Genomic DNA, 12,862 nt, shown 5'->3' with positions numbered 1-12,862 from the left:
GAGCCCTAAGCCTACAATTCCGGCCTACCGTGGAGCGAAATAGATTGCTGAATTTCCTTGCTTTTATGTTGACCACATAGGGCGCCCGGGCAACCAACCACGGTGGCGGCAAAGCGCAAAGCCTAGTCACACGCGTAAAAGGAACGCAAAAAAAAACGGCCCGGAGAACCGGGCCGTCGAAAGAAGCAAAGTAGGCGAACGCTTACGGGCGGCGCGCCAGCTCAGGGTTTTCCTTCGTCTTGGGCATCAGGTCCTGCTTGGACACGCCCAGCCACAACAGGATCGGGCTGGCCACGAAGATCGAGGACAGCGTACCCACCACGATGCCGATCAGCATGGTGATGGCGAAACCGTGCACAGCCGGACCGCCGAAGAAGTACAGCGCCGCCATGGTGATGCCGGTGAACAGCGCGGTGATGATGGTTCGCGACAGCGTGTTGTTGATCGAGCGGTTGAGGATCTCCTCCGGCTCGGCCTTGCGGGCCAGGCGGAACAGTTCGCGCACGCGGTCGAACACCACCACCTTGTCGTTGATCGAGTAACCAATCACCGCCAGCACCGACGCCAACACCGTCAGGTCGAACTCGCGCTGGGTCAGCGCGAAGATGCCCACCGTCACCAGGGCATCGTGCGCTTCGGTGGCAATGGCAGCCACCGCGAAACGCCATTCGAAGCGGATACCCAAGTACAGGCCGATACCCAGCACCACCACGATGGCCGCGATGATGCCGTCGCTGCGCAACTCGTCACCCACGGTCGAGCTGACGTAGTCGCGGCTCTTGACGCTGGCATCGGCGCGTGCGGCCTTGAGCACGCCGGTGGTCACGGCCGATACCCTGTCCAGGTTGACCTTGCCCGCCTCGTCCTTCATCGCTGCGGTGGGCTGGAAGCGCACCGACACTTCGCGTGTGCCGCCCAGGCTGGCGACCAGCGAGTGCTCGATACCGCCCTTGTTCAGGGCCTCCTGCACTTCGACGGTGGTCACGGGGTTGTCGTAGTCCACCACCAGCGACACGCCGCCGGTGAAGTCGAGGCCATAGTTGAGGCCCTTCACGGCGATCAGCGCGATGGAGGCGAGCATCAGCAAGATAGCGATGCCCACGCTGAACTTCCTCATGCCGAGGAAGTTCACATTGGCGTTGTGGTTGAAGATTTCCATAGGTGTCTGTTCCTCTTCAGACCGACAGCGTCTTGAGCTTGCGATGACCGTGGATCAACGCCGTGATGGCATGCGTCACGGTGACCGAGGTGAACATCGAGGTGAGGATGCCGATCAGCAGCGTCACACCGAAGCCCTTGATCGGGCCCGAGCCCATCGTGGTCAGCGCCAGCGCGGCGATCAGGTGGGTGACGTTGGCGTCGAGAATGGTGGCCCACGCCTTGTCGTAACCGGCGCGGATGGCCGCCAGCGGCGACGAGCCGTTGCGCAGTTCTTCGCGTATGCGTTCGCAGATGAGCACGTTGGCGTCGATCGCCATACCCAGCGTCAGCACGATACCGGCGATACCAGGCATGGTGAGCGTGACGCCCACGGCAGACATCACCGCCACCAGGATCACCAGGTTGAAGAACAGCGCCACGTCGGCCACCAGGCCGAACAGCTTGTAGTACAGCGCAGCGGCCAGCAGCACCAGGGCCAGGCCCAGGGTCACCGCGCGCAGGCCCTTGGCGATGTTCTCCTGGCCCAGGCTCGGACCGATCACACGCTCCTCGACGATGTCGATGGGCGCAGCCAGCGAACCACCCTTGAGCAGCAGCGCCAGTTCGGAGGCTTCCTTGGGGCTGCGCAGGCCGGTGGTCTGGAAGTTCTTGCCGAACACGCCATTGATGGTGGCGTAGTTGATCACCTCTTCGGTGATCTTGGGCGTGCGCACTTCCTTGCCGTCGACCATCTTGGTCTCGACCACGCGCTCCACGTACACCACGCCCATCGGCTTGCCGACGTTGCCGGTGGTGAAGTCCAGCATCTTCTTGGCGCCGGCCGAGTTCAGCGTGACCGACACGGCGGGCGAACCACTCTGCTGGTCGAAGGTGGAGGAAGCATCCACCAACTGGTCACCGGTGACGATGATGTTCTTGCTGAGCAGGTACGGCTGGCCCTCGCGACCCTTATAGAGACGCGCATCCGGCGGCACGATGCCCGAGCGGGCAGCGTCCAGGGCCTGCTGCGGCGTGCCGTAGCCCGCGCGGTATTCCAGCGTGGCGGTGGCGCCGATCAGCTTCTTGGCCTCGGCCGTGTCCTGCACGCCGGCCAGCTCGACCACGATGCGGCTGTCACCCTGCTGCTGGATGATCGGCTCGGACACGCCCAGCGCGTTGATACGGTTGCGCAGCGTGCCCAGATTCTGGCGAATGGTGTTGAGCGAGAGTTCGCGCAGCTTGTCCGGACGCACGGCCGCATTCAGCGGGAACCGGTCGCCGGTGGCGTTTGCGTCCTGCACGGCCAGGTCGGGGTATTCGGTGGCGATGATGTTGGCGGCCGCGGCGCGATCCTCGGCGGACTTGAGCACCACCGACACGCCCTGCCCACGCTGCGCGTTGCGCGTCACCGAGTCATAGCGAATGTTCTTTTCGCGCAGCAGGCTGCGGATATCGTCCGCATAGCGCGTTTCCTGCTTGTCGATCACGTCGTTCTGATCGACCTGCATGAGGAAGTGCACGCCGCCCTGCAAGTCCAGGCCCAGCGGCATCGACTTGGCGCCAATGGCGCTGAGCCAATGCGGCACTGTGGACTTGAGGTTGAAGGCGACCGTGTAGTCATCGCCCAACGTCGCCGAAATGGCGTCGGAGGCGCTCTTCTGCACGTCAGCGTTGGCAAAACTGGCCACCAGATGATCGCCATTGAGCTCGATGCCGGTGCTGGCGATGTTCGCCTTGGCCAGCGCCGCGGTTACCTTCTGCTCGAGCGCCTGGTCGACCGTGCCATTGCGGTTGGCCGTGATCTGCACGGCAGGCACCGGCAGGAACGCGTTGGGCAACGCATAGACGATGCCGAGCACCAATACGATGGCGACCAGCGCATATTTCCAGCGTGGAAAATCACTCATGCCTTGAATCCGTCAAAAGCCGCGGCCTGAGGCCGGCCGCGGCGAGCAATGCATCGTGTTGGACCGGGGCCCCTCCACCCCGGCAAGTCGTCAGGACGACTTCAGCGTGCCCTTGGGCAGCACCTGCTGCACGGCACCCTTCTGCAGCTTGATCTTCACGTTCGGCGCGATTTCGACCGTGATGAAGCTCTCACCCACTTCATCCACCTTGCCGGCGATGCCGCCGTTGGTGACTACTTCGTCGCCCTTGGACAGCGCGGAGACCATCTGGCGGTGCTCCTTCTGACGCTTCATCTGCGGACGAATCATCAGGAAGTAGAACACCACGAACAGCAGGATCAGCGGCAGGAACGTCATGATCGGGTTCGGGGCTTGAGCTGCACCGGCAGCCGGGGCAGCCTGGGCGATCATGAAGGACGTCGTAAGATTCATCAGCTTGTCTCGTAAGTTGCGGTTTCAGCGAGATTTTCCGCCGAAGCCTGATAAAAGATCATGGATTATGCCATGCGCCCCCGGGCCCTGCATGCGTCATAAGACCCGCCCGCCAAGGGTTCTGGCGGCGGTGGAGGCCGATTCCAAGGGGCTGGACCGAAGCGCAACGACCATGGTTCCCCGGTCAGCCTGGTCGGGTCACACCCACCTTCAGCGGTTTGACGCGGGGGGTTGCCCGCGCCAGGGTCGACCTTCAGGCCGCGACACCACCCGCGCGGCGGGCGTAGAACTCGGCCACGAAGTCGTCCAGCTTGCCGGCGGCGATGGCGTCGCGCAGGCCTGCCATCAGGCGCTGGTAGTGACGCAGGTTGTGCATGGTGGCGAGCTGGCTGCCGAGGATCTCGTTGCAACGATCCAGATGGCGCAGGTACGCGCGGCTGAAACCGCTGTTGCAGGCATAGCAGTCGCAGCCTTCCTCGATCACGCGGGTATCCAGCGCGTACTTGGCGTTGCGGATGCGCAGCGTGCCCTCGCTGGTGAACAGGAACCCGTTGCGCGCATTGCGCGTGGGCATGACGCAATCGAACATGTCGATGCCGCGACGCACCGCTTCCACGATGTCCTCCGGACGGCCCACGCCCATCAGGTAGCGCGGCTTGTCCTGCGGCAGCATCGGCACGGTGAAGTCCAGCGTGTGATTGCGCTCGGCTTCCGGCTCACCCACGGCGAGGCCGCCCACGGCGTAGCCGTCGAAACCGATGTTGACCAGGCCCTCCGCCGAGCGGCGGCGCAGGTTTTCGTACACGCTGCCCTGCACGATGCCGAACAGTGCATTGGGGTTCTTGAGATCATTGAAGGCGCGACGCGAGCGCTCGGCCCAGCGCAGGCTCAGCTCCATCGACGTGGACGCCACCTTTTCCGTGGCCGGATACGGCGTGCATTCGTCGAAGATCATCACCACGTCCGAATCCAGCACCTTCTGAATGCGCATGGATTCTTCGGGCGAGAGGAACACCTTGGAGCCGTCCACCGGCGAGGCAAACGCCACACCCTCCTCGGTGATCTTGCGCTTGTGCGCCAGCGAGAACACCTGGAAGCCGCCCGAATCGGTGAGGATGGGCTTCTCCCATCCAATGAACTTGTGCAACCCGCCGAACTGCTCCACCACCTCCAGGCCGGGGCGAAGGAACAGGTGGAAGGTGTTGCCCAGGATGATTTCGGCGCCGATATCGAGGACATCCCGCGGCGTCATCGCCTTCACCGAGCCATACGTGCCCACCGGCATGAAAGCCGGCGTCTCCACGGTGCCGCGGTCAAATGTGAGGCGGCCGCGACGGGCCGCGCCGTCGGTGGCCTTGAGTTCGAAAGTCATGGAAGTCATCGGCACATTATCGCCGGTTATGGACTTTCGTGCTTCGAGCGGGCCGTCTGAGCGGCCTTTCAGGGCTATTCCGCCCTCGTCCGGCGCCGCCTTGCAGGCGCCTCAACCGCCCCGAGGCAGGATCAGCATGGAGTCGCCATAGGAGAAGAAGCGGTATTTCTGCTCCACCGCGTGGCGATACGAGCCCAGCATGAAATCCCGCCCGGCCAGCGCCGACACCAGCATCAGCAAGGTCGACTGCGGCAGGTGGAAGTTGGTGAGCAATCCGTCGATGCTGCTGAAGCGATAGCCCGGAAAAATGAAGATCTGCGTTTCGCCCGCGAAGGGATGCAGTTCGCCGTCGCGGCTGGCGCTTTCCAGCGCACGTACCACGGTGGTACCCACGGCGATCACGCGACCACCGGCCGCGCGGGTGCGACGCACCTGCTCGACCAGGCTGGCTCCCACGTTGAGCCACTCGCGGTGCATCTGGTGATCCTTGATGTCGTCCGAACGCACCGGCTGGAAGGTGCCGGCGCCCACGTGCAAGGTCACATAACCGAACTGGATACCGCGCTCGCGCAGCAAGGCCAACATGGCGTCATCGAAATGCAGGCCGGCGGTGGGCGCGGCCACCGCACCCGGCTCGCGCGCAAACACGGTCTGGTAGCGCTCCAGGTCGCTGGCGTCGGCGTGACGCTCGATGTATGGCGGCAGCGGCATTTCGCCCAGGCGCAGCAAGAGACGCTCCAGCGGATCGGGCGACTCGAAACGCAGGCGAAAGAACGACCCATCGCGCCCCAGCACCGTGGCAACACTGCCGTCGGCCAGCTCGATACGGCCGCCTTCCTTGGGCTTTTTGCTCACGCCCAATTGCACGGTGGCTTCGTGCGCACCGGTGACGCGCTCGATCAGGATCTCTACCGCGCCGCCGCTTTCCTTGCGCCCATACAGGCGGGCGGGCAGCACGCGCGTGTCGTTGAACACCAGCAGGTCGCCCTCGCGCAGGAACTCGGGCAGGTCGCGAAACATGCGGTCCTGCCGGGTCTGACCGTCCACATCCAGCACCAGCATGCGGCTGGCCGAGCGCTCGGCCAGGGGCGCCTGGGCAATCAGCTCGGGGGGCAGTTCAAAATCGAAATCGGTCTTCTTCACGGCGGGCGACATGGCGTTTAATGCGCCATTATCGCGCAAAGCGCGAGGCGACGCCCCGCGCCCTGCCCAGACTTTCTCAGCGCGACTCGCCCTCACCTGCCTCCGCCACCGCCTGGCCGCGACGACGCCGGCGCAGCAACCAGACGGCAAACGCCGCCAGCGCCAGCACGAACACAGCGGCCTCGTAAGGGAGATAGCGCCGCACTGCGTGACGCACCGCTGCCACCTGCTGGCTTCGCTGCAACTGGCGGGCGCGGTCAAAATCCGGCTCCTCGCAGTCGCGTCCGAAATTCTTGGCCCAGGCCACGTAGGGGCCCTGCTTCACATAGCGCGTGTACAGCGCATCGGCTCGCTGCAACCGTTCGGGCACGCCCTTGGGCTTCTCGTCGCCCCAGCCCTGGTAGTTGTCCTCGTAATCGGGCGGCCCTTCCAGCATCCAGCCGGTGGCCTGGCACAACACCGCGGCAAAGGCCTGGGAGCGCGGCGGCAACAGATCAGCCGCAGCGCTGGCCTCATCGGCGGCGATATAGCGATAGTGGAAGCGGCGCTCCGGCTTGGACACGCTTTGCGCGTACCGCTGGCGCTCGCCATCGGTGACCATGGCCTGGTTGAGCGACGCGGCGTCCTGGCCACTGCCGCCCTGGAAGCTGCCTCCGTTGTCCAAGTAGTCGGGCCCCTGCTCGAAACCGATGATCTCCATGCCGTTCTCGCGCGCGATCTTGGCGGCCGCGTAGCGGGCCTGCGCGCGACCGATGCGGGTCCAGGCATGCTCGCCGTCGTGCATGGCCTTTGCATACGCGGCCGCGGTGCTACGCAAGGTGGTGGGCTGCGGCTTGCCTTCATCGTCGTACAAGGCGAAGCGCGGGTCGCCGTCGACCGGGAAGTAAGGCTGCGCTTCGTCGTATCGGCCCGCGCGCATCAGGCGTCGGGCCAGTAACCAGCGCAGGTTGTCGGCCAGTGGGCGCGTGGTGCGGTAGTACTCGTTTTCGTCCTTGCCCTTGGCAGGCACAGGCGTGGCCGGCGCGCGACTGTCGACGAAGGCCTTGAGCTCATCCACCGTCAGCACGCGTTCGGCCACGTAGCTGGCGTCGTTGCCGTAGCCGTAACTAGCCGATTCCATGTATTCGTCGTAGACGTTGCCGTCGCCGCCAACGGCCTGCGCCGCGTCGTAGAGATGACCCAGCGCTTCGACATACTCACCCCGCGCCAGCGCCAGCACGCCGCGCTCACCGGTAAGCAAGGGCACGTTGCCCGGCTCCAGCGCGGGCTGCGCGTCACCCGATTTGGGAAACGCCTTGGCAGCCGCCGCGTATGCCGCGCTGGCGGCCGCCAGGTCGCCCTTCTGCAGCGCCAGCTTGGCACGCACCCAATCGGCCAGCGGGCCGCTCGCCTTGCCCGCAAACTGGGCGGCCAGATCGTAGTGACCGGTTTCATAGGCCAAAGATGCCAGGCGATCGGCGCCGGTGACCTTGTCCATGCCACGGCGCTGGATGGCCTGCACCAACGATTCCAGTCGCGAATCGGGCTTGCTGGCCTCGCCGCTCACCGCGTCGCTGCTTTCGCCGCCCACGCGCGCCAGCGCGTAAGACACCAACATGCGTTGCGCCACCGGGCCATCCAGCAAGCCTTCCAGCTGCGACGGCGAACGCAAGGTGTGACCGGCGATGGCCACCAGCGACTGCACGCCACTGTCCGAGCCGTAGCCCGCCTGTGCCGCATACAGCGTGATGGCCCGCTTGAGGTCGGCCACGGCGATGCCGTCGCCGCATGCGTTCTCATCGTCGTACAGGTTGCCCCAGCTGCACTGGGTGTGGCCATTGAAGAGATACAGCCGGGCTTCCTCGCCGAAGCTCGCCACAGCCAATGCCTGGGTGTCATCGGCGCCGGCCACCGCGCGCGTGCGCGCCAGCTCGAAGGCCTTGGCGGCGGCGGTGCGCTCCTGCTGGAACGCGGTCGCCTCAGCGGCCGACGTCATTCGTTCGGCATGGATGCGCCCCAGCATGAAGGCTGCCCACACACTACGCAGCTTGGCTTGATCGGCGGGCAGTGCCAGCACTTCCTCGAAGCGGCTGACGGCGGCTGGCCAGTCTTCCTGCGCGAAAGCCACCGCGCCAGCGGTGTAGGCGCGCAGGTCGGCCGGCAGGTCCTTGCCCTGCTCGTAGGCATCGTCGGCATGCTCAAGCTGGCGCAAGCTTGCGACGCGCTGCGCCTGCGCCTCGCTCAAGCCCAGCGCCTTGGCTTGTGCGGCGGGGCTCGGCGTCGACTCATCGCCACCACTTACCGGCACGGCAACCAGCTTGTCGGTCGGCTCCAGCAGATGCATGGCTTCGAAGGCAAAGCTGTTCTGCGGCGTCGCTTTCAGCGTATCCGCGCGATGGTCGAGCAATTGGTTGGGAAACATGGGGCCGCAGGCCCAGGCGATCGCGCCAGCGAGCGACGTGAGCAAACCAGCGACGATCCATTGGCGCTTGTGCATGGGGAGACCTGTTGTCAGGGCGCTCCGCGCCCGGGAGTGCAAAGTATGCGACAGCGGCGCGTGAACGTCGCTGGTGCGTTGATCCAGAATCGCCGGCACGCCCGCAGGCTCAGTGCTTTCAGCGCAAACGCCCCGACTCGATATGCAAGGCCGCCGCGCCATCGCAACGCAGCCAGCCGATGGCGAGCTGACGCCCCGCTCGCAGCAGCCCGCCCTGGTTGCGCTGCAGGAACACCCCTTGGGCCGAGCGCTGCAAGGTGTAGCCGTTTGCACCATCGGCCAATGCGCAGCCCGCCTCCAGCCGCACCAGCGACGGTAGCGGCACATCGGCGTTACCGGTATTGATCAGCACCAGATCGCGCAGCGGCGCCTGCCGCGCAGCTCGTACCTGGGCCAACAGCGACATGCGCAAGGGTTGGCCCAGGAGCACCGTGCGCCAGGTGGCCATGCTCCATGCGCGGGCATCGTCGTCGGTGGGCAGGCGGAACCACACGATACCCGCCAGCCCCTTGGGCGCATCGGTCTGCAGGCTGGCGAGGAAACCCTGCATGGCCACGGGGTCGGCGAACAATTCATTCGACGCGCTCGCCCCGCTCAAGGTGGGGCGCTCGCTTTCGATGCCAGCGATGCGGCCCTGCTCATCCCAACTCACCCGCGTGCCATAAGCCGGCAAGGCGACACGCCAGGGGCGCGGCATGCGCTTGGCAAAGGCAGCGATCCAGTCGTGCGCGCGCTGAGGGTTGAACAACCCCGCCCGCGGCGACTGCACCGCATGCACCTGCAACACCACCTCGTCGACTTGCGCCAGCAGCGGATCGAGCGCGGCGCTTTCCAGCCATGTTGGCAGGGCGGTGATGGAAAGATGCAGTTGCGAACCAAGCGTAGGGCGTAAAGCCTCCAGTAAATGGGTGTAAGCGGGCAGCCGCGCCGTGGCGCAGTCGTGATCGATCTCCACCCCCACCAGCGGCAACCCGTGGCGGCGCCATTCGGTGACCACGCCATCCACGCCATCGACCAAGTTGGATTCATCCCAACGATCGAGCTGCCCTTCGATGCGCACCACGGCGATCACCGGCTTGCCGCTGGCCGCCAGCGCCTTCCAATCGGGCTGCACGATGTGCCATTGGCCCTGCCCATCGACCTCGGCTGCCAGCACGCGCCAGCGCCGTACCACGTCGTCGCTGTCATGCAGGGCCTGGACCAGCGACGGCGTCCATTGTCGCTGCCAGATATAGGCATCGTTGTCGAACGTGCTCAACTTGCGCGCACAGCCGGTGCCCGCCAGCGCGAGCATGGCGATCAGCAAGGCGGCGATCGCGAAAACCAGACGGGCGCGCATAAGGGACAAGGCCGTGCTCAACGGAAAAGGCTGCCTATTGTGCCGCCGATGCGCACCGCGTTGGCGAAGTTGCCCCGCCCCAGGTGAGTTAGAGCCAGCCCTTCTGCCGAGCCAGTCGGTAGGCTTCGATGCGATTGGCCACCCCCAGCTTGCCAATGGCTTCGGACAGGTAGTTGCGCACCGTGCCATGGGAAAGGTTGAGCTGGCTGGCGATCTCGTTGGCGGATTGACCCTCGCCCGCCAGGCGCAGCACCTGCCGTTCGCGGTCGTTGAGCGGGTCCGCTTCCGACCACGCTTCCAGGGCCAGTTGCGGATCGATGGCGCGACCGCCGCGGTGCACAGTGCGCAAAGCTTCGGCCAGGCGTTCGGCCGGCGCATCCTTGAGCAGGTAGCCCGACACGCCGGCATCCAGCGCGCGGCGCAGGAAGCCCGGGCGGGCGAAGGTGGTCACGATGATCACCTTGATGGGCATCTCATGGCGCTGAATGCGCTGCGCCAGCTCCAGGCCGGTGAGGCCGGGCATTTCGATATCGGTGACGAGCACATCCGGCTTCACGCGCTGCACATCGCGCCAAGCCGCCTCGCCATCGGCCGCCGAGCCGAGCACCTCGATATCCGATTCCAGATTGAGTAAGGCCGACAGCGCGCCGCGCACCATCGCCTGATCTTCCGCCAACAGCACACGTATCATGCAGCGCTCCTGCGCAGCGTGGACACCGCATCCGCCGTGCCCGGGGGCAACGGCACACTCACCGTCAGCACCGTGCCGCGGCGTGGCGGCGAGTCGATCTGCAATTGCCCGCCCAAGGCTCGTACGCGCTCGCGCATGCCGCTCACGCCATTACCGTGCGCGGCGAGCCCGCCGCAACCATCGTCGCTGATCCTCATCTCGAATCGTTCCTTGCCTGCCATGAACGCCACCCGCGCCGAAGTGGCCCGCGCGTGGCGATGAATATTGGTCACGGCCTCGCGCAACACGAGCGCCAGGGGTGCCTCGATCTGTTCGGGCAACGCAGCTTCCTCGGGTAGCTCGCCCTGAAAGCGCAAACCCGATGCCTCCAGCATCAGTCGCGCAGAAATCAGCTCCGCCGTAAGGTCGCCGCGACGCATGCCCGTTACCGCCATGCGCACTTCACCCAAGGCGTGACGCGCCACGCGCTCCACCTCTCCCATCTCGCGCTGCGCTCGCGCGGGATCGACCACGGCCAGCCTGCGCGCCAGCTCGGATTTCAACGCCACCAGCGACAGCGTGTGGCCCAACAGATCGTGCAGGTCACGCCCGATGCGTTCGCGCTCGGCCACGGTCGCCAGGCGGCGTACCTCGTCCTGCGACAAACGCAGCTGCGCATCCTTGCGATGGCTGCACATGCGCTGGTAGTGCCCGAAGCCGGCCATGACGGACACGAAGGCCATGAGCAACATCAACCACGGCGACACCTGCATGCGCATGGCCACCGGCGCCGTCGTGGCCGCCAGCACGGCAAAGGCGAACATCCACCGACGCAGCGACTGCATGTAGGCAAAGCACATGCTTGCCGACATGAGATAGCCGAGCGCCACGCCGTTGTACGGCCACACCAGCAAACCCAAGGCGGCGATGCCCGAGGCGTACCAAGGCAACCAGCGATAAGGGCCCGCATAAACCTGCATATGCAAGTAGATGTACACGGGCACGGAGAGAATGGTGGGCAGCAACCACTGCGCGATGTGCGGGCGGCCATCGGCTAGCGGGCCGACGAACAGCGCCACCACCCATAGCAGGTTGGCCATCGCTTCCCAGCGCAGGTAAGTCACTTTGCCCAACTGGACCAGCAGTGAATCGGGATGCGGCCGGAACCAGTTGTTCATGACGCCTGCCGCTCCGAATCGGTCCACTCGGGCGCGGATGCCGCATCGCCGACCAGGGACAGGCGCGCGCGCAACGGCACCTTGATGTGCAGACGCGTACCCTGGCCGCGAGGCGAATCCACCGTCAACGTGCCGCCCAGGCCACGCACGCGCTCATGCATGCCGCTCAAGCCGTTGCCCTGGCTGTCGATGCCGCCGCGGCCATCGTCCTCCACGCTCATCTGCACCTGAGCGCCGCTTGCGACCACCGCCACCCTCGCCTTGCGGGCGCCCGCATGGCGGGCGATGTTGGTAATGGCCTCGCGCAACACCAGCGCCAGCGCACGCTCCACATCGGCCGGTAGCGAGGGCGGCAATTCAGTGCTCTCCAACTGCACGGCCGATGCGCCCAGCATCAGCCTGGCGGCGGCCAACTCGGCGGCAAGATCGGTGGCGCGAATGCCGGTAACGGCCGAGCGCACCTCCGACAAGGCATGACGGGCCACCTTCTCGGCCTCTTCCATTTCACGCCGCGCGGCCTCGCTGTCGCGATCGAAAAGCTTGCGCGACAGTTCGAGCTTCAGCGTGATCAATGACAGCGTGTGACCCAGCAGGTCGTGCAGGTCGCGCCCGATGCGCTCGCGTTCGGCAAGCGCGGCGAGGCGGCGCACTTCCTCATGCGAAAGGCTTAGCTCCAGTTCCTTCTGGTCGGCCTGGCGTTCGGCATTCACCACCATGCCCACGATGATGGTGGTGACGGGAATCCACGCCACCGCCTGCCACGGATAGTGCAACAGCCACACCTCGACCAGGCACACCACATTGAGGCCAGCCAGCACCAACAGGTAACCGCGCAAACCGAGGCGGCACGTGCACAACATCACGCAGCCGTACACGAAGTAGCTCAGCGCGCTCGGGTACCAGGGCAGCAGCACGAAACTCATCGCCACCAGGCCAAGCGCGTAGCGATACGCCGTGCGCTGAGAGACCGTGCAGCATTTGCCGTAGAGGAACAGAAAGATGGGATAGCTCAGCAGCGTGCAAAGCGCCCATCGCCACGTGAACCCATCGAACATGGGGATAATGAACACCCACACCGACCACAGCAGGTGCACGGCATTGACCCAGGGCGAACGACCGCGACGCTTATCGCGCGCCACCAGCGAGTCCGGTGCCGGCGCAAACCAGTCCCGTATCAACTCACGCACTGTGCAACCTCCCCCGTC

10 protein-coding genes are annotated in these 12,862 nt (G+C 65.5%); all 10 read right to left on the bottom strand.

Translation table 11 applies throughout. The annotated features are described in order from the left end of the window. Positions 1-202: 202 nt before the first annotated feature. Complete coding sequence (gene secF / locus AC3G2C_RS00210) at positions 203-1,159, bottom strand: protein translocase subunit SecF (RefSeq protein WP_488382593.1); 957 nt, start codon at positions 1,157-1,159, stop codon at positions 203-205. A gap of 16 nt (positions 1,160-1,175) precedes the next feature. Further along, positions 1,176-3,047 (bottom strand): protein translocase subunit SecD, encoded by a 1,872-nt coding sequence (secD, locus tag AC3G2C_RS00205; protein ID WP_488382592.1) that lies wholly within the window; start codon positions 3,045-3,047, stop codon positions 1,176-1,178. Between the two features lie 90 nt (positions 3,048-3,137). Then, entirely contained in the window at positions 3,138-3,479 is a 342-nt protein-coding gene (yajC, locus tag AC3G2C_RS00200) for a preprotein translocase subunit YajC (RefSeq protein WP_488382591.1), read from the bottom strand. 253 nt (positions 3,480-3,732) lie between these two features. After that, the gene (gene tgt / locus AC3G2C_RS00195; RefSeq protein ID WP_488382590.1) at positions 3,733-4,860 is read right to left on the bottom strand and encodes a tRNA guanosine(34) transglycosylase Tgt; all 1,128 of its coding nucleotides are present in this window, start codon (positions 4,858-4,860) and stop codon (positions 3,733-3,735) included. 102 nt (positions 4,861-4,962) lie between these two features. Then, positions 4,963-6,006: a tRNA preQ1(34) S-adenosylmethionine ribosyltransferase-isomerase QueA gene (gene queA / locus AC3G2C_RS00190; protein WP_488382589.1), complete on the bottom strand. Its 1,044-nt coding sequence runs from the start codon at positions 6,004-6,006 to the stop codon at positions 4,963-4,965. Between the two features lie 64 nt (positions 6,007-6,070). Next, on the bottom strand, positions 6,071-8,470 hold the full coding sequence (locus AC3G2C_RS00185) for a hypothetical protein (protein WP_488382588.1): 2,400 nt from the start codon (positions 8,468-8,470) through the stop codon (positions 6,071-6,073). 118 nt (positions 8,471-8,588) lie between these two features. After that, a complete protein-coding gene (locus tag AC3G2C_RS00180; protein WP_488383199.1) occupies positions 8,589-9,809 on the bottom strand; it encodes a DUF3142 domain-containing protein in 1,221 nt (406 codons plus the stop codon). An 88-nt stretch (positions 9,810-9,897) separates the two neighbouring features. Next, positions 9,898-10,500, bottom strand: coding sequence for a response regulator transcription factor (locus tag AC3G2C_RS00175; protein WP_488382587.1), 603 nt, complete (start codon positions 10,498-10,500; stop codon positions 9,898-9,900). Beyond that, entirely contained in the window at positions 10,497-11,657 is a 1,161-nt protein-coding gene (locus AC3G2C_RS00170) for a sensor histidine kinase (RefSeq protein WP_488382586.1), read from the bottom strand. Before AC3G2C_RS00170 ends, AC3G2C_RS00175 begins: the two co-directional genes overlap by 4 nt. Further along, the gene (locus AC3G2C_RS00165) at positions 11,654-12,844 is read right to left on the bottom strand and encodes a sensor histidine kinase (RefSeq protein ID WP_488382585.1); all 1,191 of its coding nucleotides are present in this window, start codon (positions 12,842-12,844) and stop codon (positions 11,654-11,656) included. Before AC3G2C_RS00165 ends, AC3G2C_RS00170 begins: the two co-directional genes overlap by 4 nt. Positions 12,845-12,862: the final 18 nt, after the last annotated feature.

Source organism: Frateuria sp. sgz306004, assembly GCF_057750885.1.
Note: the sequence above shows the minus strand (reverse complement) of the source record. Positions and strands in the feature narration are given on the sequence as shown.

Bases quoted from the DNA above. Each gene is read 5' to 3' on its own strand.
- AC3G2C_RS00170 (WP_488382586.1), bottom strand. From the start codon at position 11,657: ATGAACAACTGGTTCCGGCCGCATCCCGATTCACTGCTGGTCCAGTTG.
- secF (WP_488382593.1), bottom strand. From the start codon at position 1,159: ATGGAAATCTTCAACCACAACGCCAATGTGAACTTCCTCGGCATGAGG.
- AC3G2C_RS00185 (WP_488382588.1), bottom strand. From the start codon at position 8,470: ATGCACAAGCGCCAATGGATCGTCGCTGGTTTGCTCACGTCGCTCGCT.
- AC3G2C_RS00180 (WP_488383199.1), bottom strand. From the start codon at position 9,809: ATGCGCGCCCGTCTGGTTTTCGCGATCGCCGCCTTGCTGATCGCCATG.
- AC3G2C_RS00175 (WP_488382587.1), bottom strand. From the start codon at position 10,500: ATGATACGTGTGCTGTTGGCGGAAGATCAGGCGATGGTGCGCGGCGCG.
- queA (WP_488382589.1), bottom strand. From the start codon at position 6,006: ATGTCGCCCGCCGTGAAGAAGACCGATTTCGATTTTGAACTGCCCCCC.
- yajC (WP_488382591.1), bottom strand. From the start codon at position 3,479: ATGAATCTTACGACGTCCTTCATGATCGCCCAGGCTGCCCCGGCTGCC.
- secD (WP_488382592.1), bottom strand. From the start codon at position 3,047: ATGAGTGATTTTCCACGCTGGAAATATGCGCTGGTCGCCATCGTATTG.
- tgt (WP_488382590.1), bottom strand. From the start codon at position 4,860: ATGACTTCCATGACTTTCGAACTCAAGGCCACCGACGGCGCGGCCCGT.